Here is a 22,385-nt window from a genome sequence, read left to right as displayed (position 1 = left end):
CCACAGGACCCGGAGAGGAAGGACGACAGGGTGGACGAACCGGAGGAGCCGATGCGGCTGATCCATCTGCTGCGCGGGTTGACCGTCGAACTCGACCTGTTCGGCTCGGAGTTCGCCGGCCGCCACGGCCTGCACCCGACCGACCTGCGGGCGCTGATCCACCTGCTGGACGCCGCCCGCGCCGGCACCGTGGTGACGCCCGGCCGGCTCGGCGAGGCGCTGCGGCTGAACTCGGCGGGCACCACCGGCCTGGTCGACCGCCTGGAGCGGCTCGGCCTGATCCGCCGTGAGCGCGACCCCGGGGACCGCCGCAAGGTCCGGCTGGTGGTCGAGGAACGGGCGATGGAGCTCGGGCAGGACTTCTTCGGCGGGCTGATCGCCGATCTGGTGGCCGCCATGGGCCGGTTCGACGCGGCGGAGCTGGCGACGGCCCGGCGGTTCCTGCTGGCCATGACCGAGGTGGTGGCCACCGCCCGGGAGGAGTGACCGGGCCGCAGGGGCGAGGTGACCGTCCTTCGGGGCCGGTGGTGCGGGGTCGGCCCCGGGGGAGCTCAGAACCAGCTCTCCCCGTAGTGGTCCCCCGGGTGGCCCTCGCGGAGCAGGCAGATGTCGGGCTCCCTGATGTGCTCCGGCCCCTTCAGCCCGGCCTCGGCGGGGCAGCGCGGGGCCAACTCGACCGTGTACACGGGCCAGGAGGCCCAGTGCAGGTCGTTGCCGACGCCCTGGACCAGGGCGGAGTGGGTGCTCTCGTGCCCGGCGACGAGCTCGCACCGCAGGTGCTGCTCCATCATGAAGGCCGCCTGCGGAAGGTTGTTGAAGTGCTCCACATCGGTCTGCGGGAGCGTGACGACGGCGGGACACTGACGCTTGACCATGGGTGGACGGTTGGCGTGAGTCATGCTCGCCAGCATTGCACCGCGCTGTTCGGGAGGCGATGTTTTCGGCCCGGTCGCACGCGTCTTGTACAGGTCGGGAGGGTTTGTGTCGGCCCCGTGGCGGTCCGGGCGGCACGGACCGGGCCCGCACCGGCCGGGCGGCCCGGCTCAGGCGGGGCCCAGCGCCCAGCTGACGAGCGACAGCGTCGCCATCGACACCAGGGTGGAGCAGAGCATCGAGTCCCGCGCGAGCGCGGTGCCGTGCCCGTACTGGCCGGCGTAGACGAACACGTTCTGGGCGGTCGGGAGGGCAGAGAACAGGACGACGGTGAGCAGTTGGTGGGGCGGCAGGTGGAGCAGACCGGCCCCGACGGCGAACGCCGCCAGCGGCTGTATCAGCGTCTTGAGCACGACCGTCACCCCGACCTCCGCGTACCGGGCGGTGCCGGTGGCGGCCGGGCGGCCGTGCAGTGACATGCCGAGTGCCACCAGGGCGGTCGGCACGCCCGCGCCGCCGAGCAGTTCGCAGGAGCGGGTCAGCTCGGCCGGCGGGTGCCAGCCGGTGGCGGAGACCACGGCGCCCAGCGCGACCGCCAGCAGGATGGGGTTGCGCACCGGCAGGGTGAGCGCGGCCCGGCGGCCCGCGTCGCCGGTGTCCAGCACGGTCAGCACGATCGGTGTGACCAGCAGGGTTTGGAACAGCACCACCGGCCCGACGAAGGAGGCGTCGCCGAGCACCTGGACGGCCACCGGGATGCCGAGGTTGGCGGAGTTGACGTACCCGGAGGCCATCCCGCCGATCGTTCCCTCGGCGAGCCCCCGGCCGAAGAGCCGGTGGGCGGCCAGCAGGCCGAGGCCAGCGGCGAGCGCCGTACCGGCGGCGAAGGCCAGCATCGACGGGTTGGCGAACCGGCTCAGCGGGGTTCGGGCGATCATCAGGAACAGCGCTGCGGGCATGGCCAGATGGAAGCTGAACCGGCTCAGTACCGACCCGGCCTGCGGCCCGAGCAGTCCGCTGCGGCCGACGAGGTAGCCGGCCCCGATGAGGGCCCAGATCGGGGTGAAACCGGAGAGCAGCGGGTGCAGGCTGGGCATGGGTCCTCGGGTGGTCCGGGGGTGTCCGGGGCGTCCGGTGGGTGGGGCGCGCCGGGGGTTCCCCGGCACCGCCGCAGTCAACCAGACGCCCGCCCGGCCGAGTCGGCGGGGCTTCCCGCGCGGGCCCGCGGCCTACCATGGCCCGGTGGAGAACCTGAGCCTGGCCGAGGTGGAGACGATCGCGCGGCGTGCCCACGAGGGGCAGGTCGACAAGAACGGCCACCCCTACAGCGAGCACCTGGCCGCGGTGGCGCACGGTGTGGCGGAGCGCGGCGGCAGCGAGGAGCAGATCGCGGCGGGCTGGCTGCACGACGCGATCGAGGACGACGTGCTGACCCGCGAGTGGCTCGCGGCGGCGGCGCTGTCCGACCGCACCAAGGCGATCGTGGACGCCCTCACCAAGCGCCCCGGCGAGCCCCCGGAGGAGTACGCGGCCCGCATCCTGGCCACGCCCGGCGCCCTGGTGGTCAAGCGGGCCGACCTGGCGCACAACTCCAGCCCGGCCCGGCTGGCCACGCTGGACGCCCCGACGGCCGAGCGACTGGCCGCCAAGTACCGCCGGATGCGCGCGCTGCTCGGCCTGGAGGGCCCGGACGGCGCCTGACGCCCGGCCGGGTCCGGCGCCGGGGCGGTGGTCGGAGGTCCGCCGGGCCCGGCGGCCCGTGGCCCCGGCCGGCCCGGACACGGCGAGAGGGCCCGTGCACGCGGATCGCGCGTGCACGGGCCCTCTCGGTCACCCCGGTGATCCCTGTCCGATCCCCGGGGTGAGGGGGGACAGTGGTCTGGCTGCGGCGTCCGGCGCCCGGCGGAGCACCGGCCGGTCGGCCCGGTGGCTCAGTGCGTCAGGAGCCCGGGAACGCGCGGCCTACACGGGTACGGCTTAGTACCAGTGGTGGGTCTGCCAGAACGCCCAGGCGCCGTTCGGGCTGCCGTAGCGGGAGTTCATGTAGTCCAGCGCCCACTTGATCTGGGTCTTCGGGTTGGTCTTCCAGTCCGCACCGGCGGAGGCCATCTTCGAGCCCGGCAGCGCCTGGGCCAGGCCGTACGCGCCCGAGCTGGGGTTGGTCGCGGTCACGTTCCAGCTGGACTCGTGGGAGATGATCTGGTTGAACGAGGCGAGCTGGCCGGCCGGCACGATCTGGGCGGCGATGGCCTGCGGGGAGACGGTCGCGGCCGAGGCGGTGGCGGGCACCAGGCCGGCGCCCAGGGCGGTCAGACCGGCGGCGCCGGCAAGAAGAGCAGCAGAAGTGCGCATACGGAGCTTGAAAGCGGGCATGAAGGAGAAGACCTCAATCGGGTTGGGCCGGTGTCACGCCCCGCCTCGACCGTTGGCCGGACAGGGGCCGATGCGGTCGCGGGGCGTGACTCGGCAGTAAGCCGCTTCCGGCGGGACAGGTGCCGGAGCGGCTGACGACTGAGCCATTGTTGCCAGACCGGATCGGCCGTCGCCAAGACCCCCTGACTACGACTCGTCGTCGTAGCAGGGGGTCGCGCCGTGGATTCGAAGGGCCTGCCGCGGCCGCCTCCGTCGTGCCCGCCGACCTCGGCGAATGCCCGCCGCAGCCGGTCCGGCGGGCCGCCCTCCCGCGGCCACTACCGCCCGTCGTGGCGGCCGTTCGCGTGTGAGCGCACTCACCGGCGGCCCGCCCGGGCCCGTCACGGACCGGTCGGCCGGCACCACTGCGGGTACAGACGATCTGAGAGCGGCGCCACACCGGGGCGGGTCGGACCGGGCCGGCGGCCCGGGGGCTCAGCCGCGCGGGCGGACGTGGAGGTCCAGTCCGCTCGTCCCCGGCGCCTCCACCCCCGGCAGCAGCCGCATGTCGTGGCCGTAGTCACCCCCGACGAGCGAGCGGAACGGGACCGGCTCGTCCGTGAAGAGCCCGTCGAGCCGCCGGCCGTACTCCCGCTTCGCCGCCGCGAACCGCTCCTCGGGCAGGTCGTTCGCCTCGTACACCGCGAACGGCTCCAGCGGCGCCATGCCGGTGAACCAGAACAGGCCGTGCTGGACCGGGTACAGGACGTCCGCCAGCCGCCCGTGGATGCCCCGGTCGAGGAACGCGGTGTTCCGGGCGCCCGCCGTCACCGACACCAGGGCGCGCCGGCCCGGCAGGGCGCTGCCCTCCTGGTACGGGGGAGGGACGGCCGGGCCGTAGCCGAACCCGGCGGTGAAGACCCGGTCGATCCAGCCCTTCAGGATCGCGGGCGCCGAGAACCACCAGAGCGGGAACTGCAGGACCACCGCGTCCGACCAGAGCACCTTCTCCTGCTCCGCCGCGATGTCCGGCGACAGCCGCCCCGCCAGCGTGGCCCGCTCCGAGGCGCCCATCACCCGCAGCCGCTCGCCCGGGGTGTGCTCGGGGTAGTCGTCGGCGTCCAGCGCGGCCTTCCACTTCATCGCGTAGAGATCGGACTCCCGCACCTCGTGCCCCGCCGCGCGCAGGCGGTCGACGGCGAAGGTGGTGAGGGCGGCGTTGAGGGAGCGGGCGTCCGGGTGGGCACTGACGACGAGGATCTTCTTCGGCTGCTGCGGCGTGGTGTCGGTCATGCCGTCCACGTTCTCCCGGGCGCGGCCGGGCAGCCAGAACCCTGGTCGACCGGAGGACCGGTGGTCCTGGTACCGACAGGGCCACCCATACTGGGACGCATGAACGGGGTGGGCGGGGCGAGGCGTACGGACGGGGCGGACAACGGCGGCGGGGCGCCCGGGGCGGGACCCGTCGCGGGCGCGGGCGGCGGCGGGGCGGCGGAGATCGACGGGGTCGGCGACACCCGGCGGGCGCTCGGCGGCTTCCTGTGGGCCCGGCGCGGCCGCATCGCGCCGGAGGACGTCGGCATCGCCGGCGGCCGCCACCGGCGGGTCCGCGGCCTGCGCCGCGAGGAGCTGGCCCAGCTCGCCGGGATCAGCGTCGACTACTACGTCCGCCTCGAACAGGGCCGGGCCACCCAGCCGTCCTCCGAGGTGCTCGACGCCCTCGCCCGGGCGCTCGGCCTCGACACCGCCGAACGCCGGCACCTCGCCACCCTGGCCGGCGCCCGGAGCGGCACCGCGCCCAGCGGGCGGGTCAGCCCGCAGCTGCGGCGGCTACTGGACGCCGCCGCCGGCCTCCCCGCCTTTGCGACGACCCACCGCCTCGACGTGGTGGCCTGGAACGCCCTGGGCGCCGAACTGATGGGCGGCCTCGGCACGCCCGGCCGCCGGGACGGGAACAACGCCAGGTACCTGTTCTGCGACCCCGCCTCGCGGGACGTCCACCCCGAGTGGGAGGACCGGGCCCGGGAGGCCGTCGGCCAGTTGCGGGTCTCCGCCGGGAGCTACCCCGACGACGCCGAGCTGGCCGCGCTCATCACCGAACTGTCGGCGCGCAGTGCGGACTTCCGGCGGATCTGGGCCACCGGCGAGATCGTGGTGTGCGGCGCGGGGCGCAAACGGCTCCGGCACCCGGTGGCGGGGCTGCTCACCCTGGACTACGAGACGCTGCACGTGCCGGCCGCGCCGGCCGAGACGGGCCTGGTCGTGCACGTGTTCAGCGCGGCGCAGGAGAGTCCGGAGGCCGCCGCCCTGGCCCGGCTGGCCGGGGCCGTGACGGCGGCGCCGCAGCCGGTGCGGCCGGCGCAGTACTCCGGCGCGACCTCGTGAGCCCCGCCGGTTCGTAGCGGGCAAGCCCGCCCGCCCCGGCCCCGGTCCGCCACCCGCGCCCGCCGCCGGCCTGCGGCCGTCACCGACCGGCGGCCGTCACCGGGCCGGTGCCGCACCGCCCGGCGCGGGCGCCCGGCGTGGATCCGGCCGCCTGCGCCCCGCCGAGCGCGCCCCGCGAAATCCGCCCCCTGGAGGAAGCGGTTCCGGCCGTGTCTGGGCTCAGGAGGGTGAGGAGGTGCTCATGGGAGAAACGAAGACCGACCGGGACGACGAGTTCCAGGCGTTCATCGTCGGGGCCTGGCCACGGCTGCTGCGTACGGCGTACCTGCTGGCCGGGGAGCAGTACGCGGCCGAGGACCTGGTGCAGTCCGCGGCGGAGAAGGCCTGCGCGGCCTGGGGGAAGGTACGGCGGGCGGAGGATCCGTACGCCTACGTGCGGCGGATCCTGGTGAACCAGCACGCCCGCCGGTTCCGCCGCCGCCTGCCGGAACTGCTGGTCAACGCCGTGCCGGAGCAGGCCGGCGAGGAGGACGGCTTCGCTCGGTCCGATCAGCGCTCGGCGCTGATGGCCGCGCTCGCCACCCTGCCGCCGCGCCAGCGCGAGGCCGTCGTGCTGCGCCACTGGGAGGACCTGAGCGACAGCCAGGCCGCCGCGGCGATGGGCTGCTCGGTGGGTGCGGTGCGCGGCCAGGCGGCGAAGGGCATAGCGCGGCTGCGGGAGGTCGCGGTGCTGAAGGAACTCAAGGGCATGACACACGTCGGAGGTGCGGTATGAGCATGGGCGGCAGCGACCGGACGGGCGCCGCGGGCGCGGCGGACGACGGCGACACGGCGGTGTGGGTCGGGCTCGGACTGGCCGAGGCGGCGGCCGGGGCGAGGGTCGGGGCGGTGCCGGTGCCGGAGATCATGGCGGGCGGCCGTCGGCTGCGGCGCCGGCGCCGGACCCTGGTGGGGGCGGTCGCGCTCGGCTCGGTGGTGGTCCTGGCCGGCGGCACGATGGCGGGCCTGCACGGGGCCTCCGCGGGCAGCACCTCGGTGGGGACGATCGCGCCGGCCGGCTCCGGCACTGGGGGCGGCACCGGGGGAGGCCCGGCGCCCGACACGTCCGCCGGCGCCACCGCCTCGCCGTCCGCGGCGGTGCGCGACCCCTTCACCCCGGTCCGGACGGTGGTCGCCCAGGGCACCGCCGACGGCAAGGAGTGGAAGCTGTGGATCGCGCTGTGGCCGCTCGCCCGGCAGGACCAGGCGTACCAGCAGGCCCAGGCCGTCTGGCAGGAGCGCCACGCGGTGGACCCGGAGCTCACGGCGCCGACGGAGGCCTTCGTCCAGCGGTACTGGCAGCCCCAGGAGGACATCGTGAACTCCTACTTCACGGTGGACGGCGTGCGCCTGGGGCACGACAGCGAGGGCAGCGTCCCGGCGCCGTCCGCGCCCGCGACGCCCGTCGACACGATCGGCACCCTCAGCGGCGGCCTGGTCGGCCACCGGGGCAAGGGCGACACCGTGGCCCCGCTCGACGTGGTGATGGCACGTCTCGACCCCAACGTCGGCAGGGTGTCGGTGACCTGGACGGACGGCACGACCTACGAGCCGCCGCAGGTCACCGTCGGCGACTCCGCGTTCCGCTGGATCGCGGTGGCCCGGCCGGCGGGCAAGACGGCGAAGTCGTGGCAGCTCTTCGACCGCAACGGCGAGAAGCTGCGGGGCGGTGACTACGTCGACTTCCTGAAGTGACGGTCGAGTTCCTGAAGTGACGAGGGGCCGGACGGGCTGACCGGTCCGGGGCCGCGCCGGCCCCCGGACCGGTGCCGGACTACCCGGCCGACGCGTCCCGGGGCGCGGCCCCCGGACCGGTGAGCGCGTCCCCGAGGCGGCGGTGGCGCCGGGCGCGGGCGGCGAGCCGCTCGGCCTCCGGCACCGCGGCGAGTGTGCCGAGCGCCGTGCCGACCGCCCGCCCGAGCCGCTCGCAGAACGCGGCCGGCTCGTCGGCGGCGTCCGGCAGCTCCGGCACCACGGCGTCGACCAGGCCGACCGCCGCCAGGTCGTCCGCACCGATGCCCTGCGAGCGGGCGAGTTCGGCGGCGTGCGTGCCGTCCCGGTGGACGATCGCGGAGGCGCCCTCGGGCGGCAGCGGCGCCAGCCAGGCATGGCCGGCGGCGAGGACCCGGTCGGCGGGCAGCAGGGCCAGGGCGCCGCCTCCCGAGCCCTGACCGAGCAGCACCGCCAGCACCGGTGTCCGCAGGGCGAGCAGGGTGGTCAGGCAGTGCGCGATCTCGACGGCGATGCCGTCGAGTTCGGCCCCCGCGGACAGCTCGGCGCCGGCCGTGTCGACGACGGTGACCAGGGGCAGGCCGAGTTGCTCGGCCAGCCGGGCGCTGCGGCGCACGGCACGCAGGTCGGCGGCGGTGAACGGCCGTTCGTGGTGCGGCCCCTGCCGCTGCTGCCCGACGACGAGCGCGGGCCGCCCGTGCAGCACCGCGAGGGCCCGCACCAGCGCGCCGTCGCGGCCGCCGGGCGCGTCCAGCAGCACCAGCTCCTCGGCGGTCCGGCGCAGCAGCTCGCGGGCGCCCGGCCGGTCGGGGCGGCGGGTGCGCCGCACCGAGTCCCAGGCGTCCGGCCGTTCGGCGCGCGCGGACTCCGGGCCGGCCCCGGACTCGGCCGTGCCCACCGTCCCGGACTCGGCCCCGGCAGGCGGTGCGGTGGGCGCTCCGGCCGGCGCCACCAGCACGGCCAGCGACCGCCGCAGCACCTCCCGCAGCTCCTCCGGCGCCACTACGGCGTCCACCAGGCCGCGCGCGGCCAGGGTCTCGGCGAGCTGCACGTCCGCGGGCAGCTCCACGCCCCGCAACTCCTCGTACACCCGCGGCCCGAGGAACCCGAGCCGGGCCCGCGGCTCGGCGAACACCAGCTGCCCCAGCGTCCCCCAGGAGGCGAACACCCCGCCCATGGTGGGGTTGCGCAGATAGGTGAGGTAGGGGAGGCCGGCGGCGCGGTGCGCCTGCACGGCGGAGGTGATGCGCAGCATGCAGAGGAAGGCCGCCGAGCCCTCCTGCATCCGCGTGCCGCCCGAGACGGGCAGGGCGACCAGCGGCAGCCGCTCGGCCGTGGCCCGTTCCACGGCCCGGGTGATCCGCTCGGCCGTGGCCACCCCGATCGACCCGCCGAGGAAGCCGAACTCGGAGGCGACCAGCGCCACCGCGCGTCCGGCGATCAGCCCGGTCCCGGTGACCACCGCCTCGTCCACCCCGGTGCGTTCGCGGGCCCGGGCCAGCGCGGCCCGGTAGCCGGCGTCGGCCGGCGGCGGCCCGAGCGGCTCGTCCCAGCTCCGGAAGGTGCCCGGATCCACCAGCAGACCGATGAGTTGACGCGCCGTCAGCGCACTTCCGGTACCCAAGACCCCACCCCCGCCGCCCGAGCCGCCCACCTGGACAAGATCCACCCTACGCAGCGGCCGCTCGCCCGTCCCGGACCGACGTGCGGGTGTGACCGGGTCGACAGCTCCGGAGCCGGAAAACCCCGTCGCGGCCCGCGCGGGCCTTGGGCATGATGGCCGCCGTGGACACCGAAACGCTCGTCGACACCTGGCGCCGACTCATCACCGACCGGGCCAAGTCCTGGGTGCTGTTCGAACACGGCACCTGCGTCGTGCTGGTCGGCCCGGCCGGCGCCGACGACCTCGCCGACCGGGCCCGCGCGCTGCTCGCCGGGGCCGGCCCGGTCCATCCCGGTTCCCCCGCCGGGGACTTCGGCGTGATCGACGTCGGGGGCGCGGCGGGCTGGGTGGTCACCGGGGACCACCCCGACGTCCTCACCTACGTCGGGCCCGTGGAACCGGCCGAGCGCTCGGACCTCGCGGTCGGCCTGTACGGGCGGGCCAAGCGCCATCGGGACGGCACCGACCTGCACGTCGTCCACGTCGAGGACCGTCGCGGCGCGGCCGGACCTGCCTGAGCGGGCCGTTGCCGGCCGGGCCGGCGGGCGGCGGCGCCCGCTCCCGCCGGCCCGGCCCGGGCGCGCCCGGTTGCTAGGGTCCTCCCATGGCATCGAGCAGTGCGAGCACCCCCGGCCGGCTGCGGCGCGACGCGCAGCGCAACCGTGACCTGCTGCTGGCCGCCGCCCGCGACATGTTCTCCCGGCACGGCCTGGACGTCCCGCTGGACCAGATCGCCAAGGAGGCCGGGGTCGGCAACGCGACGCTGTACCGGCACTTCCCGACCCGCGAGGAGCTGATCGGCGAGGTCTTCGCCGGCGCCGCCACGCTGATCGCGGACGCCGGGGAGGAGGCGCTGGCCGCCGAGGACGCCTGGGGCGCGATCGAGCGCTACTTCGAGCGGATCTTCGAGCTGGTCGCCGCCGACCGGGGCATCAACGACCTGGTGACCCGGGCCATCCCCGCCAGCCCCGCGATGATCGGGATCAGCCGGCAGAACGCGGCGACGGTCGGCACACTGGTCGCCCGGGCGCAGGAGCAGGGCACCATGCGCCCCGACGTCGTCACCATGGACCTGCTCTTCATGCTCGGCCCGCTCTGCCGGGCGCTGCCCGCCACCACCGAGCTGCGCCCCGACCTCTGGCGCCGCTACCTGGCCCTGCTGCTCGACGGCTTCCGCACCCGGGCCACCCACCCGCTGCCGGTCCCGCCGGTCGGTGAGGAGCACCTGGACAAGATGTTCACCGACCTCTGGGAGGCGGACGGTCCGGGCGCCTGACCCCGGCTGCCGGGCCCACGTCCGCCCCGGGCCCGCCGCCGGCCGCCGGACGCCGGGAGCGCCGTCAGGACGGCGTACGGATCCGCCCCCCGCGCGTCAGAGCCCCGTCAACGCACGGCCCCCCGCCCCGCCGCCCGGCTTTGCTGAATCCGACAGTGCATCAGCACGAGCCGGAAGGACGGGCAGGGCCATGGCGGACAACGGCGCCGGTATCCACGCGGGCGAGCCGACGGACGAACCGGGCGGGGGCCGCACGGCCGGCCCGCTCGGCGGGCCCGACGGGCGGGGTCGGATCGTGGTCGGGGTCAGCGGCTCACTCGGCAGCCTGGCCGCCCTGCACCGCGCCGTGGCCGAGGCCCGCCGCGCCGACGTCGAGGTCCTCGCGGTGCTCTGCTGGACGCCGGTCGGGGGCGAGTTCGGCTACCGCCGGTCCCCCTGCCCGCCCCTGCTCACCGCCTGCCGCGACGCGGCCGCCGCCCGGCTCCGGCAGGCCCTGGACGAGGCCTTCGGCGGCGGCCTGGCGGGTGTCCGACTGCGCTGCCAGGCCGTTCGCGGCGAGACCGGCCAGGCGCTGGTCCGCTCCGCCGACCGCGCCGACGACGTGCTCGTCCTCGGGACCGGCGGCCGTGGCGCACTCGCCCGCGCCCTGCGCCCGTCCGTGACGGGGTACTGCATCCGGCACGCCACCTGCCCCGTCCTGGCGGTGCCCAGGCCGCCGCTCCAGCGCGAACTCGAAGCGCTCGAACGCCACCACCACGTCCGCGTGCGGCCGCTCACCGTCGGGCGGTGACCGGATGACGCCGACCCGCCCCGACCGCCTGTCGCCGGCCATGTCCGGCGCGGTCGCCCTGCTCGCCTCCGGCGCGCTGCTCCCCGCGCTCGCCGTGCTCGGCGAACTGCGGCCCACCTGGGTCGCCCTGGCCGCCTTCGCCGCCGTCTGCGCCGCCCTCGGCCGGTACTCCCGGCCGGCCGCCGCTCCGCTGATCGCGCTGTCCGGCTGGCTCTTCCACAACGGCTTCGTCGAGCACCGTCACGGCGTCCTCGGCTGGTCCGGTGCCGGCACCGAGGCCGCCCACTTCCTGCTCCTCGCCGCCGCCGCGCTGCTGCTCGCCCTCCCCGGCAGTCTTCCGCGCCCCGCCCTGGCGGCCCGGCACGGCCGCGCCCGCCGGCACCGCCCGGCCTGAGGGAGCGGCGGCTACGAAGCGGACGACGACCGGGCCGCCGGGGTGAGGCGATCGTTCGGGCCCGCCGCGGCCGCCTCGGCCAGCACCCGCGCCGTCGCCCGGCCGGCGCGTACGGCGTGCTCGGCCTCGGCGGGGCGGCAGCGCCCGAGGGCCGGGTCGTACTCGGTCAGCACCACACCGGCGTGGTCGGACTCCAGCTCCAGAAAGTGCGCCGGCGAGCCCTGCTGGACCAGGGCGCTGTACAACTCCCGGGTCGCCGACGCCGGCACCAGGTCGTCGAGGGTGCCGTGCACCAGCCGGACCGGGACGGGGGAGGGCCGCTCGGCGAGGTGCGCCAGCGGGGTGTCGCCCGTGGTCACGGCGGGCCGGCCGTAGGCGGAGGCGATGCCGACGGCGGCCGTCGGGCGGACCTCCTCGGGGGTGTCCGGGTGGGTGGCCAGGGCGACGGCCTCGCGCCCGCCGAGCGACCAGCCGGCCAGCACGAACCGGGCCGGGTCGCCGCCGAGCGCGGGCGCCTCCCGGCGGGCGTACTCGAAGGAGGCCAGCAGGCGGGCACGGCCGCCGTCCTCCTGGTCCGACCGCCAGTCGGGGACGAGTACCAGCAGCCCCAGCCCCGCCGCCTCCCGGGCGAGCGGCCGCAGCACGTCCCGTTCGTCGGGGCCCCGCCCGTGCCAGAGCAGCACGACGGGCGCCGGCCCGTCGGCGCCCACCGGGCGGTGGACGTCCATCAGGTGGCCCGGGGTGTACTCGACGACCTCGGGCGGGGCGGGGTGCGGACCGGTCATCCGGGGTTCTCCTCGGGTTCGGGCAGGGGTTTCCGAGCTGGTACTGTACTTCCTGTCGCGAGGGAGATGATCTCTCGTCAGGCGTCAGTGGTGCTACCGGAGCACGTCCTACTTTCAGTAGGGAGAGTCCGTTCGACCCGGGCCTGGCGCTCCAATGCGGACGAGGTCCGGTGCCTTTCCAGGCACCGGGCCTCTTCTGCTTTCCCGCAGTCGGCCACGGGGCGGGGTCGGTTCGGCGCAGGGCCGCTGACCTGCTAGTCTTTCTCCTGTCGCGAGGGAGATGATTCCTCGTCAGGCGTCAGTGGTGCTACCGGAGCACGTCCTACTTTCAGTAGGGAGAGTCCGTTCAACCCGGGCCTGGCGCTCCAATGCGGACGAGGTCCGGTGCCTTTCCAGGCACCGGACCTCCTTCGCTTTTCCGGGTGCCGGATTCTTCCGGACCGCTTTCTTCCGGACGGCGTCAGCCGGGCTGGCGGTCGGAGCCGAGTTCGCGGGAGATCCGCAGACCGACCTGGGCGACCACCGGGCCGAGCGAGCGGACCCGGGCGGCGGTCATCCGGGAGGTGAGGCCGGAGACCGAGAGGGCGGCGGTCACCTCGCCGGTGTGGTCGAAGATCGGGGCGGCGACGCAGCGGACCTCCGGCTCGTTCTCCCGGTCGTCGATCGAGTAGCCGCGGGCGCGGATCCGGGCGAGGTCGGCCCGCAGGTGCGTCTCGTCGGAGATGGTCCAGGCGGTGACCGGGCGCAGCCCGGCGGCGACCACCTCGGTGACGGCCTCGTCGGGCAGCCAGGCGAGGATCGCCTTTCCGGTCGCGGTGCAGTACGCGGGCGCCCGGCTGCCGACCCGGGAGGCCATCCGGACATTGGTCTCGTCCTCGACCTTGTCGAGGTAGACGATGCCGGGGGCCTGCCAGACGGTCAGGTGGACGGTCTCGCCGGCCTCGCGCTGCAGGCGCCGCAGGTGCTCGGCGGCGACGCTGCGCAGGTCCAGGGTGGACAGGTAGGCCTGGCCGAGGCGGAGCGAGCCGTGGCCGAGGCGGAACCAGCCGGTCTCCCGGTCGCGGTCGAGCAGGTGCTCGTCGAGCAGCGGGCCGGTCAGCCGCAGCACGGTGCTCTTGTTGAGGCCGAGCGCCTCGGCGAGTTGGGCGAGCGGTACGCCGCGGCCGTTGCCGTGGTCGCGCACGTGGCCGAGCACGGCCAGCGCGCGGCGCAGCGAGGACGACTGGTTGCGGTCGGAGCCCCCCGCCTTCTTCGCGGCCGCCGCAGTCGCCGCGGCCGGATCGGCCGGATCGACCGGGCCGGCCGGTGATCCGGGTTCCGTTCCGGGCTCCGCGCCAGGCCCTGCTCCGGACCCCGATCCGGTCTGCGACCGGGCCTTCGACCCGGTCCCCGTCTCCGTCATCGGTCCGTTCCCCTCTCGTTCCACCGCCGGGCTGCGGCGGTGGTCAGACCGTACCCCCTCGCACCGCGTTCATCGATTCTTCGATACACCGTTGTGCAGTGCAAAACTTCCCGAACGGCCTCTTGTTGCCCGCGAGCGCCCCCGCCTAACGTCCCTGGCATCGAGCAGGCGACGCGGCCCACCCGAGCGGTCGCTCTGCCGTACCCCCACATCAACGCGTTCACGCGCACCCACCATCGGCCCCGGTCAGGGCCTGCTTCGACGTGCCCGTCCCCAGCGGCGCACGTCCTGGCGGCAACTGTCGGGAGGGGAGGTCTCCACCCATGCGACTCATCGGACGAACCGCCGCGGCCACCGTCCTCGCCGCCACCTGCCTCGCGGCGGCCGCCTGTTCGCCCGGCACCGCGCTGCCGGCCGGCGACAAGGCCGGTGACGACAGGACGGGCACGCTGCGGGTCTGGCTGTACAACGAGGCCGGCAACGCGGCGAAGGAAGCGGTGATCGGCAAGGCGGTCAGCGAGTTCCAGGCCTCCCACCAGGGTGTCACCGTCGACATCAGCTACATCGACACCGACGCCTCGGCCCGCGCCGCCAAGATGAAGGGTGCGTTCAACGACCCGAACAGCGCCCCGGACCTGGTCGAGTTCGGCAACACCGACCTCCCCGGCTACGTCGCCGCCGGCGGCCTCGCCGAGATCGGCGCCGACCTCGGCACGTGGAAGGACAAGGGCGACCTCGACCCGGCGATCGCCAGCACCGCGGTGCTGGACGGCAAGACCTACGGCCTGCCCTGGTGGGTCGGCGTGCGTGCGCTGTACTACCGCACCGACCTGTTCACCGAGGCCGGGCTGAGCGCGCCGACCTCGTACGCCGAACTGGTCGCCGCCAACCAGAAGATCCACGCCGCGCACCCGGACACCTTCGGCATCGCGGTCGGCGGCAAGTACACCTTCGGTGCGCTGCCCTTCGTCTGGGACGCCGGCGGCGACATCGCCGCCAAGGACGGCTCCGCCTTCAAGGCCGCGATCAACTCGCCCGCCGCGCAGGCCGGCATCAAGCGCTACACGGACCTCTTCGGTGCCGACGGCTGCCCGGCGCAGCAGTGCGCCGACCTCACCGGCGGCAAGACGGTCGACCTGTTCGCCGCGGGCAAGTCCGCGATGGCGATCCTGCCCAACTCCAGCCGCAGCAAGGTCGACGCGGGCCCGGTCAACGGCAAGTACGGCGTCGTCCCGCTGCCCGGCGAGAAGTCCGGCTCGATCGCCCCGGCGTTCGGCGGCGGCAACAACCTCGGCGTGATGAAGGCGGCCAAGCACCGCACCCTGGCGGTCGAGTTCGCCGAGCTGCTGGCGAGCCCCGCGTACCAGGAGCAGATGTACGACGCGATGGGCAACCTGCCGACCCTCAAGTCCGTGAACGCCAAGGTCGCCGCGAAGGACGCCTTCCTGAAGCCGTTCACCGACACCATCGCGGCCGGCACCAGGTTCGTTCCGCAGGACCAGGCGTGGGCGCAGATCGACGCGCAGGCCGTCATCCCGACGATGCTGCAGCAGATCGTCACCGGAAAGGCGGACGTGGCCAAGGCCTCCGGCGACGCCGCCACGCAGATCACCTCGGCCTTCGCGGCCGCCCACTGATCGCAGGCCCCGAGCGAGCAGGCCCCGAGAGAGCAGGTCCCGTACGTGTCCGCACCCACCACGACCGCCCCGGCGCCGCCGACTTCCCCGAGCGGGCGTCGTCGGGGTACCGGCCCGGCCGCGCCCCCGCGCGGCCGGCGCCGCCGCCCACCGCTGCTGCTGCTCCTGCCGGCCGCGATCATCATGATCCCGCTGGTGGCCTACCCGATCTACCAGCTCGGACTGCTGTCGGTGCTGGACTTCGGGCAGGCCCAGGCGTCCGGGGGAGTGCCCACCAGCTTCGTCGGCTTCGGCAACTACGAGAAGATCCTGAGTGACGGCCAGTTCTGGTCGGTGCTCACGCAGACGATCGGCTTCGCCGCCTTCTGCGTGGTCGCCACGCTGGCCGTCGGCGCCACCCTCGCGGTCCTGCTGACCAGGGTCGGCCGGGTGGCCCGGCTGGTGCTGACCACCGCCGCGATGGCGGCCTGGGCGGCGCCGGCGATGACCGGGTCGACGGTGTGGAGCTTCCTGTTCGACACCAACCTCGGTCTGGTCAACAAGACCCTGGTCGACCTCGGACTGAGCGGCTTCCACGAGTACAACTGGTTCTACGACAAGTGGACGGCGTTCCTCATCGTCGGCGCCGTGGTGGTCTGGCACTCCTTCCCGTTCGTCATGGTGACGCTCTACGCGGGCATCCGGGCGATCCCGGAGGAGATCCTGGAGGCCGCCGCACTGGACGGCGCCAACACCTGGACCACCTTCCGCCGGATCACCGCCCCGATGCTCCGGCCGATCCTGACCGTCGTGGTGATCCAGTCGGTCATCTGGGACTTCAAGGTCTTCACCCAGATCTACGTGATGACCGAGGGCGGCGGCATCGCCGGGCAGAACCTCGTGCTCAACGTGTACGCGTACCAGAAGGCGTTCGCCTCCTCCCAGTACGGGCTCGGCGCGGCCATCGGCGTGATCATGCTGCTGATCCTGGTGATCCCGACGGTCCTCTACATCCGCACCCTGCGACGGACGGGGAATGAACTGTGAACGCCCGTAGCCGCTGGCGGTTCGCCGCCAACTCCACCGCGGTCCTGGTGGCCGTCGTCACCGCCTTCCCGATCTTCTGGATGGTGCTGTCGGCCTTCAAGCCCAAGGGCGAGGTGCAGTCGCTGGACCCCAGGCCGTGGACCGCCCACCCGACGCTGGAGAGCTTCCGGCAGGTGCTGAGCGTCGACGGGTTCGGCCGCTACTTCCTCAACAGCCTGGTCATCGCGCTCTCGGTGGTGGTGCTCTCGGCGGTGGTGGTCTTCCTGGCGGCGGTGGCGGTGACCCGCTTCCGCTTCCGGTTCCGCACCACCATCATGGTGATGTTCCTGATCGCCCAGATGATCCCGGTCGAGGCGCTGACCATCCCGCTGTTCTTCATGTTCCGCGACGCCGGCCGGGTCGCGCCGGGCATCGGCCTCAACACCCTGGCCTCGCTGATCCTGGTGCAGTTGGCCTTCTCACTGCCGTTCGGCATCTGGATGATGCGCGGCTTCGTCGCCGCCGTCCCGGTCTCCATCGAGGAGGCGGCCCAGATCGACGGCGCGAGCCGGACCCGCATCCTGTGGCGGATCCTGCTGCCGCTGGTGGCCCCCGGCCTGGCCGCGACCAGCGTGTTCTCCTTCATCGCGGCGTGGAACGACTTCGTCTTCGCCAAGACCTTCATCATCAGCGCCACCGACAACCAGACCCTCCCGTCGGCGCTGCTGGTCTTCTTCAAGCCGGACGAGAACGACTGGGGCGGCATCATGGCGGCGTCCACGCTGATGACCGTGCCGGTGCTGATCTTCTTCATCGCGGTGCAGCGCAAGCTGGTCTCCGGGCTGGCGGGCGCGGTGAAGGACTGAGGCCGCGAGGAAGGGGCGAGCCGGCCGTGCCGGAGTCGGCTGCCCGCGTGGACTGTGCCCCGAACGACTTGCCGTGGTTCGCCCCACCGCACGAGCACGAGCACGACGGGCCGACGGCGCCCATGCAGCTCGCGTCGCAGGACTCGTCGCGGGTGACGGCGAACAGCCGCTCACCGCGCAGCACCTGACCGCACTCCGGGCACGGCGGGTTCGGCACCTCGGTCCGCACGGGGCGGACGCACGGCTTGCAGCGCGCCAGGAAGTAGGAGGTGGGCTGCGCGGAGATGATCGTGCCGTTGCCGTTCACGTGCGGGTCCTCTCGGGGGAGCGGTTCGATTGCCTTCCGGGAGCCACCCGGCCTGACAAGAGAAAGACTACCATGGATAATGCATTGAGTCGACTTGGGTGCCCGCTTCCGCACGTCCCGCAACGGCCGTTCCTGCCGCCGGCCGGAAAGGCGCCTTCCAAGGCGGGACCGTCCCGCGGTCGGTCCGAACTGTCCCCCTGGGGACCGCCGGCTTTCCGGGTCGCCCCGCCGGGGCGGCCTACCAGGGGGCGTCGTCGTGCTCGCGGGCCCGGTCCTCGGAGTAGGTCCACCACCCCTCGGAAGCGATCGCGACCGGCACCGGGCGGCTGTCGCCCGGCCACCCCTCCTCGGCCGTGCGCCAGGCTTCGGCGTGCTCCGCCTGGCGGACGGCGGCTCCGAGCGACCGGGCCGACACGTGGTACACGTGCACGCGCGGCTTGTCGGGGTACTCGAACACGACGGTGTAGGCGCGTTCGGACAGTGCCTGAGCCAGCGATCCGGAAAGCCACGTCAGCTCCCGCCGGACGGCGTGGGCCGTCCTCTCCAGCGGGCCGAACAGGCGGCTGTGGCGCATGGCCTGGAGGCGCCGGCGGAGGGCGCGGGCGGGGCGGGTGGTCATCGGTTGGACTCCTTGGGCAGAGAAGGGGCGGCGGGGCGCCGGGCGGGCGGCTCAGAGGGCGAGGGATACCGACTTGCGGCGCACGCACTGCACGGCAACGTCGTTGGTGGCCCGGTCGCGCAGCACGTACCGGGGTCCGTCGGGCTCCCAGGCGCAGCGCTGGCAGACGCACGGCTCGGAGCGGTACAGGCCGTGGTGGCGCGTCAGGCTGCCGTGGTAGCGGACAAGGGTCCCGCGCCGGATGGGGGCGGTGCCCGCGTGCGCCGCCGGGACCTCCTGCGGCTCCTCCGAGCCCTGGTCCTCGTCCTCGCTGCCCTCGGGCTCGGGCTCGGCGGACCGGACGGGCGTGGGGCCCGTGTCCGCCCAGCCCTTTGACCACTGGGCTTCCTGGAAGGCGACCGACGACCACCGGTCCGGGTTGCCGAGCGGGCCCGCGAACCCGAACGCCCGCAGGTCCCCGTGCTGCCGGTGCGGGGCGACCGCGACGCACTCGAACACCGTGCGGACCTCCGGGGCAAGGGATGCGTCCGCGAGGACGTACGTGCGGCCCGGCTCGAAGAACTCCGACTTGCTTCCCATGATCGTGATCCCATCTCGCGGTGTGCGGTTCGATGCCGGGGCGGGAGCCACCCGCCCCGGGCTTGGCCGTGCTGAGCCCCGGTTCCCGGGGGGAGGGGGCGGGCCGTCCGGCCCGCCCCCCGGCGCACTCAGGTGCAGTCCAGTCCGCAGCTGAGGCACACGAGAACCTCGTAGTCCGCGATCCAGACACCCTGGCCGCTGGTGTCCAGGCACTCCTCCGGCCGAGCGGTCGCCCACGGGCTCTCGCCGCCGATCAGGACCACGAACCTGCCCGGGACCACGTACTCCCGGTGGAGGCCGTGGTGGGCGACCCGCTCCGCCCGGTAGGAGAGTCCGGCGGGGAGCTCCCGGAGCGGGGCGGGAAGCGCCGGGGTGCCCGGCCCGGCGTACTCCACCGGCTTCTTGGGGGTGTGCAGCGCCAGAGTCGACATGATCGCGGTTCCTCTCGTCGTGGTCCGATTGCCTTCCGGGAGCCACCCGGTCTGACAAGAGAAAGACTACCATGGATAATGCATTGAAGATAGGTGATCCACGCCACACGCGGCGAGCGGGTTGCAACCGGCCCTGGGTCCGCGGGCCGGCGCCGGGCGCAACCCGCGGCACTGGACGGGCCACCAGCCGCGGCCCGGCCCGACCTTCCTGGACCCGACCGGCCCCCGGCGGGCACGCGGCCCGCCGGGGACCGGTCGGAGGCCTCCTCCTACCGCTGCGCCCCCTCGGAGCGCTCCGGCAGGGCCGGGCCAACAGGGGTGGCGGCGGCGCGTTCCGGGTCCCAGCCCTGCCGGAGCCGGCGGGCCATCACAGCGGGGCTGACCGCGCATCCCGGGCCCGGGGTGGGGGTCGGAGCGGCCCTGACGGCCTCGATGATCTGCCGGGCGACGGAGTGCCCGGCAGGGGTGAGGTAGAAGCGGAATCGCCTGCGGGGGGCGCCGTGACGGTCGACCTCTTCGGTGGTCTCCAGCCGGGCCTCAGCGAGCTTGCGGCGCTCCAGGGCGCTCCGCGTCAGACCGCCGTCCGTGATCTCCCCCTTGGGGGCACGGTGGGCCTTGAGAAGCATGCTGCTCATCGGAGCGGACAGAGGAAGGGCGTACATGGGGCGCGTCTCCAAGAGTGCGAAGGGGTCTGTCCTTGGGCGGGCGCCGCCCCCGCTCCGGGCGGGGGCGGCGCCTCCTGACGGGGGGTCGGCTGCACTGGGCCCCGCGCTGCGGTCCGGACAGGCCGGCCGCCGCGCCGTACCCCGGCCGGCTCACAACCCGCGCGGGGCGGGGGCGCAGCCTGCTCGCTGCACCCCCGGTGGGGCTAGCGGCCCCCGTCCTCCATCTCCACGGCCCATACGAGGTACTCGACGGCCCACTTCTCGTCCTCGGCGATCAATGTCGCCAGGTTGGCCAGATGACCCTTGGCGCTCGCGACGAGGCCTGCGTTGCGGCTCTGCGCCCGCACGGTGACCGCGCGACGCTCGTTGCGAGCGGCCCGCTGCAGAGCGACGGTGAGGCTGGCCACCTGATCCCGGTACCCCTTCAGGCGCCGCGCGATCGTCTCGGCGTCGCGCCGGAAGGCAGCCGCGCCCTCTGCCGGATCCAAGATGATCATGTCGTCGAGCTGGTCCAGGATCGTGGTCATGATTCAAGTCCTTCCGCTGTTTGGTCCGATTGCCTTCCGGGAGCCACCCGGTCTGACAAGAGAAAGACTACCATGGAAAGTGCATTGAATGTATGTGATTCACGCCTCATGTCACCGGATTCGCCGTGATCACTTCCCGGATCTGCCGCACCGACGGCGCGTCATGAGTCCTCGGCACCTCGGGCGTCTGCGCCGTTCCCGACCCGAACAACCGCACCCGGCCGGGCGCGGCACCCCACGAATGCCACGTGCGGCTGAACTTCCAACCAAGCCCGATCCGCCGGGCCTCCTCGTCCTCGGCCGCCCGGCCGACCTGGACCGCGTAGAACGGCGCACCGTCGCTCGCCCGCCCCCACTGCTCCAACACCAGCCACCCATGGGCCCGGGCGTGCTCCACCAGCCTCCGGCCGGCCTCGGGAGCCTCGTACCCGACGGGCGGCACAGCCAGCAGCTCAACCAACCGGGCGCGCACCACCTTCAACCGCGCCTCCTCCTCCGGGCTGCGCTCCCTGACCCGCCGCAGCGTCTGGAACTCCGCGCTCAACGCCTCACGCTCTTCGTTGCCCATCGGGCATCCCCTTCCTGTTCCTGAAACGGGCCGGGCGTAGCACGCACCCGGCCCTGGCCTGTCGGGGCGCAGCACTGCTGCCCCTTTGTTCTGGGGCGGGGGCTACGCCCTCGCGCTCGGCCTGGCGGCCGAGCCCGGCCCTTGGCCGCCCCGCCCGGCCATCGGGCCGGGCGGGGCGGCTGGCGCCGCCACCGTGGCCCGGCGCTGCGCGCCTCCTTGCTGCCGCTGGAGCCTGGGGGCGGGGGGCCTGGGCCCCCCGCCCCCAGCGGCTGAGATCAGCTGCTGAAGGCCAGGACGGGGGCCTCCTGGGCCGGGAACAGCGTGTCGGCGTCGCTGTTCGGCTCGGCCACGGGCGCGGCGGGGGCCGGGGCGGCGGCCTTCTTGGCCGTCTTGCGGTACACCGCGTCGGGGGCGGTGAGGGTGACGCCCGCGCCGGGCTCGAACATCCACCCGGCGGCCTTGAACGCGATCATCACGTGGGCGAGGGCCTGGGTCCGGCGGGGGGTGCTGAGGTTGTCGCGGGTGACGACACTGACCCCGTTCACGGTGTAGGAGAATTCGACGTTGGCCGCGTGGGCCTCCGGGATGCCGTTCTCGATGATGACGGCGGCGGCAGCGACAACGGCGGTGATGTTCTTCTTCATGGGAATTCTCCGATTCTCGGATCTGGGTTTCGGTGGTTTTTGGGAATGCCGGGGGGCGGTTTCACCCACCCCCCGGCGGCGCCTGTCAGGCGGCGGTCAGGGCCAGCAGCCGGGCGCGGACGGCGCGGTACGGGGGCTTGCGCGGCGCGTACTTCTCGGCGATGTCGCGGACCTCGTCCAGGGTGTAGCGGGTGGTGGGCCGCTCGCCCTCGGCCGGGCCCTCGATGGTCCGGGTGGTGGTGCCCGGGGCCCCCGTGATCTTGAGGGCCTTCGCCACAGTGCGCATGCTGTTCGCGCAGCCCTCGGCGGTCCGGCGGTTCATGTCGCACGCGGCCAGCGCGTAGGTGGCCAGGGAACGCGGGCGGTGACCGAAGGTCTTGGCCAACCGACCGGCGCGGCGACGGTTGCGGACGATCCCTGCGGCCTTGCGGGCACTGCGGTTCATGCTGTCCTCCATGCTCGTAGCGGTTCGATTGCCTTCCGGGAGCCACCCGGCCTGACAAGAGAAAGACTACCATGGAGAATGCATCGAAGGAAGCCCGGTCGGGCCCGGAGTGTCGGCCGGGCTCGCTCGGGACTCCTGACGCAACTCCTGACGTGACTCCCGACCCAACTCCTGACCTGGCTCCTGACGCCAACACCCCCGCCCGGGGCACCCAGTGGCATCGGTGCAGCTCAGAGGGCCAACCAAGGTGGCCGGAAATTCTGACAACCCTCTCTCTGCGCCCCTCTTCTTCTCCTGTGTGGGTGGTGGTGGTGTGGGTGGGTGGCGGTTGGTGGCGTCGTGTGGGTTGTGGTGGGCCTGCGGCGCTTGGTTGGTGGTGGCCTGGCGGCCGGGCCCTGTGGG

The 22,385-nt window shown here is 74.1% G+C and carries 27 protein-coding genes; 12 read left to right on the top strand and 15 right to left on the bottom strand.

The window, feature by feature from the left end; genetic code table 11:
• The first annotated feature begins 51 nt into the window (after positions 1-51).
• Complete coding sequence (locus tag ACWDRR_RS24310) at positions 52-486, top strand: MarR family winged helix-turn-helix transcriptional regulator (protein WP_449774364.1); 435 nt, start codon at positions 52-54, stop codon at positions 484-486.
• 65 nt (positions 487-551) lie between these two features.
• Here the strand turns inward: ACWDRR_RS24310 and ACWDRR_RS24305 are convergent, their stop codons facing one another.
• Positions 552-875, bottom strand: a complete 324-nt coding sequence (locus tag ACWDRR_RS24305) for a hypothetical protein (RefSeq protein ID WP_449774307.1) — start codon at positions 873-875, stop codon at positions 552-554.
• 168 nt (positions 876-1,043) lie between these two features.
• Positions 1,044-1,970 (bottom strand): AEC family transporter, encoded by a 927-nt coding sequence (locus ACWDRR_RS24300; RefSeq protein ID WP_449774306.1) that lies wholly within the window; start codon positions 1,968-1,970, stop codon positions 1,044-1,046.
• A 145-nt stretch (positions 1,971-2,115) separates the two neighbouring features.
• Between ACWDRR_RS24300 and ACWDRR_RS24295 the strand changes: the two genes are divergently transcribed.
• The gene (locus tag ACWDRR_RS24295) at positions 2,116-2,574 is read left to right on the top strand and encodes an HD domain-containing protein (protein ID WP_449774305.1); all 459 of its coding nucleotides are present in this window, start codon (positions 2,116-2,118) and stop codon (positions 2,572-2,574) included.
• 276 nt (positions 2,575-2,850) lie between these two features.
• On the opposite strand, the gene ACWDRR_RS24290 is transcribed toward ACWDRR_RS24295, so the two are convergent.
• Together ACWDRR_RS24290 and ACWDRR_RS24285 are read right to left on the bottom strand one after the other, a co-directional pair.
• Positions 2,851-3,225, bottom strand: coding sequence for an aggregation-promoting factor C-terminal-like domain-containing protein (locus ACWDRR_RS24290; protein ID WP_449774304.1), 375 nt, complete (start codon positions 3,223-3,225; stop codon positions 2,851-2,853).
• A 495-nt stretch (positions 3,226-3,720) separates the two neighbouring features.
• The gene (locus ACWDRR_RS24285; RefSeq protein ID WP_449774303.1) at positions 3,721-4,518 is read right to left on the bottom strand and encodes an NAD(P)H-dependent oxidoreductase; all 798 of its coding nucleotides are present in this window, start codon (positions 4,516-4,518) and stop codon (positions 3,721-3,723) included.
• A 99-nt stretch (positions 4,519-4,617) separates the two neighbouring features.
• Between ACWDRR_RS24285 and ACWDRR_RS24280 the strand changes: the two genes are divergently transcribed.
• From ACWDRR_RS24280 to ACWDRR_RS24270, 3 genes are all read left to right on the top strand, one after another.
• Positions 4,618-5,610, top strand: a complete 993-nt coding sequence (locus ACWDRR_RS24280; protein WP_449774302.1) for a helix-turn-helix domain-containing protein — start codon at positions 4,618-4,620, stop codon at positions 5,608-5,610.
• Between the two features lie 241 nt (positions 5,611-5,851).
• Positions 5,852-6,385 (top strand): SigE family RNA polymerase sigma factor, encoded by a 534-nt coding sequence (locus tag ACWDRR_RS24275; protein WP_449774301.1) that lies wholly within the window; start codon positions 5,852-5,854, stop codon positions 6,383-6,385.
• Positions 6,386-6,387: 2 nt separating this feature from the next.
• Positions 6,388-7,344 (top strand): hypothetical protein, encoded by a 957-nt coding sequence (locus ACWDRR_RS24270; protein ID WP_449774300.1) that lies wholly within the window; start codon positions 6,388-6,390, stop codon positions 7,342-7,344.
• A 79-nt stretch (positions 7,345-7,423) separates the two neighbouring features.
• Here ACWDRR_RS24270 and ACWDRR_RS24265 read toward each other — a convergent pair whose 3' ends face one another.
• The gene (locus ACWDRR_RS24265; protein ID WP_449774299.1) at positions 7,424-9,004 is read right to left on the bottom strand and encodes a carboxyl transferase domain-containing protein; all 1,581 of its coding nucleotides are present in this window, start codon (positions 9,002-9,004) and stop codon (positions 7,424-7,426) included.
• 152 nt (positions 9,005-9,156) lie between these two features.
• On the opposite strand from ACWDRR_RS24265, the gene ACWDRR_RS24260 reads away from it, so the two are divergent.
• The 4 genes from ACWDRR_RS24260 to ACWDRR_RS24245 all read left to right on the top strand — a co-directional run bounded on the left by ACWDRR_RS24260 (position 9,157) and on the right by ACWDRR_RS24245 (position 11,503).
• Positions 9,157-9,561: a hypothetical protein gene (locus tag ACWDRR_RS24260; protein WP_449774363.1), complete on the top strand. Its 405-nt coding sequence runs from the start codon at positions 9,157-9,159 to the stop codon at positions 9,559-9,561.
• 86 nt (positions 9,562-9,647) lie between these two features.
• Positions 9,648-10,319: a TetR/AcrR family transcriptional regulator gene (locus tag ACWDRR_RS24255; protein ID WP_449774298.1), complete on the top strand. Its 672-nt coding sequence runs from the start codon at positions 9,648-9,650 to the stop codon at positions 10,317-10,319.
• A gap of 190 nt (positions 10,320-10,509) precedes the next feature.
• Positions 10,510-11,109 (top strand): universal stress protein, encoded by a 600-nt coding sequence (locus ACWDRR_RS24250; protein WP_449774297.1) that lies wholly within the window; start codon positions 10,510-10,512, stop codon positions 11,107-11,109.
• 4 nt (positions 11,110-11,113) lie between these two features.
• The gene (locus ACWDRR_RS24245; protein ID WP_449774296.1) at positions 11,114-11,503 is read left to right on the top strand and encodes a hypothetical protein; all 390 of its coding nucleotides are present in this window, start codon (positions 11,114-11,116) and stop codon (positions 11,501-11,503) included.
• A gap of 11 nt (positions 11,504-11,514) precedes the next feature.
• Here ACWDRR_RS24245 and ACWDRR_RS24240 read toward each other — a convergent pair whose 3' ends face one another.
• Both ACWDRR_RS24240 and ACWDRR_RS24235 read right to left on the bottom strand, forming a co-directional pair.
• On the bottom strand, positions 11,515-12,288 hold the full coding sequence (locus ACWDRR_RS24240; protein ID WP_449774295.1) for an alpha/beta hydrolase: 774 nt from the start codon (positions 12,286-12,288) through the stop codon (positions 11,515-11,517).
• 460 nt (positions 12,289-12,748) lie between these two features.
• The gene (locus tag ACWDRR_RS24235; protein ID WP_449774294.1) at positions 12,749-13,690 is read right to left on the bottom strand and encodes an IclR family transcriptional regulator; all 942 of its coding nucleotides are present in this window, start codon (positions 13,688-13,690) and stop codon (positions 12,749-12,751) included.
• 323 nt (positions 13,691-14,013) lie between these two features.
• Here ACWDRR_RS24235 and ACWDRR_RS24230 point away from each other — a divergent pair, with 323 nt between their 5' ends.
• The 3 genes from ACWDRR_RS24230 to ACWDRR_RS24220 are packed head-to-tail and all read left to right on the top strand — an operon-like array spanning position 14,014 to position 17,198.
• Positions 14,014-15,327 (top strand): extracellular solute-binding protein, encoded by a 1,314-nt coding sequence (locus ACWDRR_RS24230; protein WP_449774293.1) that lies wholly within the window; start codon positions 14,014-14,016, stop codon positions 15,325-15,327.
• Positions 15,328-15,372: 45 nt separating this feature from the next.
• Positions 15,373-16,353 (top strand): carbohydrate ABC transporter permease, encoded by a 981-nt coding sequence (locus ACWDRR_RS24225; RefSeq protein WP_449774292.1) that lies wholly within the window; start codon positions 15,373-15,375, stop codon positions 16,351-16,353.
• Positions 16,350-17,198, top strand: coding sequence for a carbohydrate ABC transporter permease (locus ACWDRR_RS24220; RefSeq protein ID WP_449774291.1), 849 nt, complete (start codon positions 16,350-16,352; stop codon positions 17,196-17,198). The genes ACWDRR_RS24225 and ACWDRR_RS24220 overlap by 4 nt, the downstream gene beginning before the upstream one ends.
• Positions 17,199-17,743: 545 nt before the next feature.
• On the opposite strand, the gene ACWDRR_RS24215 is transcribed toward ACWDRR_RS24220, so the two are convergent.
• The 8 genes from ACWDRR_RS24215 to ACWDRR_RS24180 form a co-directional block, all read right to left on the bottom strand.
• Entirely contained in the window at positions 17,744-18,124 is a 381-nt protein-coding gene (locus tag ACWDRR_RS24215; RefSeq protein WP_449774290.1) for a hypothetical protein, read from the bottom strand.
• Positions 18,125-18,175: 51 nt separating this feature from the next.
• The gene (locus ACWDRR_RS24210; protein ID WP_449774289.1) at positions 18,176-18,703 is read right to left on the bottom strand and encodes a hypothetical protein; all 528 of its coding nucleotides are present in this window, start codon (positions 18,701-18,703) and stop codon (positions 18,176-18,178) included.
• Positions 18,704-18,831: 128 nt separating this feature from the next.
• Entirely contained in the window at positions 18,832-19,134 is a 303-nt protein-coding gene (locus ACWDRR_RS24205) for a hypothetical protein (protein ID WP_449774288.1), read from the bottom strand.
• A 269-nt stretch (positions 19,135-19,403) separates the two neighbouring features.
• A complete protein-coding gene (locus tag ACWDRR_RS24200; protein WP_449774287.1) occupies positions 19,404-19,769 on the bottom strand; it encodes a hypothetical protein in 366 nt (121 codons plus the stop codon).
• A gap of 233 nt (positions 19,770-20,002) precedes the next feature.
• On the bottom strand, positions 20,003-20,326 hold the full coding sequence (locus tag ACWDRR_RS24195; RefSeq protein WP_449774286.1) for a hypothetical protein: 324 nt from the start codon (positions 20,324-20,326) through the stop codon (positions 20,003-20,005).
• A 106-nt stretch (positions 20,327-20,432) separates the two neighbouring features.
• Positions 20,433-20,894 (bottom strand): hypothetical protein, encoded by a 462-nt coding sequence (locus ACWDRR_RS24190; protein ID WP_449774285.1) that lies wholly within the window; start codon positions 20,892-20,894, stop codon positions 20,433-20,435.
• A gap of 275 nt (positions 20,895-21,169) precedes the next feature.
• Positions 21,170-21,538, bottom strand: a complete 369-nt coding sequence (locus ACWDRR_RS24185; protein WP_449774284.1) for a hypothetical protein — start codon at positions 21,536-21,538, stop codon at positions 21,170-21,172.
• An 85-nt stretch (positions 21,539-21,623) separates the two neighbouring features.
• On the bottom strand, positions 21,624-21,983 hold the full coding sequence (locus ACWDRR_RS24180) for a hypothetical protein (RefSeq protein WP_355407106.1): 360 nt from the start codon (positions 21,981-21,983) through the stop codon (positions 21,624-21,626).
• Positions 21,984-22,385: the final 402 nt, after the last annotated feature.

It is taken from the genome of Kitasatospora sp. NPDC003701 (assembly GCF_053587085.1).
This window is presented reverse-complemented; position numbering and strand designations above follow the sequence as displayed.

Coding starts and splice junctions, on each gene's coding strand:
- ACWDRR_RS24300 (WP_449774306.1), bottom strand. CDS start 1,970: ATGCCCAGCCTGCACCCGCTGCTCTCCGGTTTCACCCCGATCTGGGCC.
- ACWDRR_RS24235 (WP_449774294.1), bottom strand. CDS start 13,690: ATGACGGAGACGGGGACCGGGTCGAAGGCCCGGTCGCAGACCGGATCG.
- ACWDRR_RS24245 (WP_449774296.1), top strand. CDS start 11,114: ATGACGCCGACCCGCCCCGACCGCCTGTCGCCGGCCATGTCCGGCGCG.
- ACWDRR_RS24310 (WP_449774364.1), top strand. CDS start 52: ATGCGGCTGATCCATCTGCTGCGCGGGTTGACCGTCGAACTCGACCTG.
- ACWDRR_RS24275 (WP_449774301.1), top strand. CDS start 5,852: ATGGGAGAAACGAAGACCGACCGGGACGACGAGTTCCAGGCGTTCATC.
- ACWDRR_RS24290 (WP_449774304.1), bottom strand. CDS start 3,225: ATGCGCACTTCTGCTGCTCTTCTTGCCGGCGCCGCCGGTCTGACCGCC.
- ACWDRR_RS24230 (WP_449774293.1), top strand. CDS start 14,014: ATGCGACTCATCGGACGAACCGCCGCGGCCACCGTCCTCGCCGCCACC.
- ACWDRR_RS24210 (WP_449774289.1), bottom strand. CDS start 18,703: ATGGGAAGCAAGTCGGAGTTCTTCGAGCCGGGCCGCACGTACGTCCTC.
- ACWDRR_RS24250 (WP_449774297.1), top strand. CDS start 10,510: ATGGCGGACAACGGCGCCGGTATCCACGCGGGCGAGCCGACGGACGAA.
- ACWDRR_RS24240 (WP_449774295.1), bottom strand. CDS start 12,288: ATGACCGGTCCGCACCCCGCCCCGCCCGAGGTCGTCGAGTACACCCCG.
- ACWDRR_RS24190 (WP_449774285.1), bottom strand. CDS start 20,894: ATGGGCAACGAAGAGCGTGAGGCGTTGAGCGCGGAGTTCCAGACGCTG.
- ACWDRR_RS24180 (WP_355407106.1), bottom strand. CDS start 21,983: ATGAACCGCAGTGCCCGCAAGGCCGCAGGGATCGTCCGCAACCGTCGC.
- ACWDRR_RS24205 (WP_449774288.1), bottom strand. CDS start 19,134: ATGTCGACTCTGGCGCTGCACACCCCCAAGAAGCCGGTGGAGTACGCC.
- ACWDRR_RS24280 (WP_449774302.1), top strand. CDS start 4,618: ATGAACGGGGTGGGCGGGGCGAGGCGTACGGACGGGGCGGACAACGGC.
- ACWDRR_RS24270 (WP_449774300.1), top strand. CDS start 6,388: ATGGGCGGCAGCGACCGGACGGGCGCCGCGGGCGCGGCGGACGACGGC.
- ACWDRR_RS24215 (WP_449774290.1), bottom strand. CDS start 18,124: ATGACCACCCGCCCCGCCCGCGCCCTCCGCCGGCGCCTCCAGGCCATG.
- ACWDRR_RS24260 (WP_449774363.1), top strand. CDS start 9,157: ATGGCCGCCGTGGACACCGAAACGCTCGTCGACACCTGGCGCCGACTC.
- ACWDRR_RS24305 (WP_449774307.1), bottom strand. CDS start 875: ATGGTCAAGCGTCAGTGTCCCGCCGTCGTCACGCTCCCGCAGACCGAT.
- ACWDRR_RS24195 (WP_449774286.1), bottom strand. CDS start 20,326: ATGACCACGATCCTGGACCAGCTCGACGACATGATCATCTTGGATCCG.
- ACWDRR_RS24255 (WP_449774298.1), top strand. CDS start 9,648: ATGGCATCGAGCAGTGCGAGCACCCCCGGCCGGCTGCGGCGCGACGCG.
- ACWDRR_RS24200 (WP_449774287.1), bottom strand. CDS start 19,769: ATGAGCAGCATGCTTCTCAAGGCCCACCGTGCCCCCAAGGGGGAGATC.
- ACWDRR_RS24285 (WP_449774303.1), bottom strand. CDS start 4,518: ATGACCGACACCACGCCGCAGCAGCCGAAGAAGATCCTCGTCGTCAGT.
- ACWDRR_RS24185 (WP_449774284.1), bottom strand. CDS start 21,538: ATGAAGAAGAACATCACCGCCGTTGTCGCTGCCGCCGCCGTCATCATC.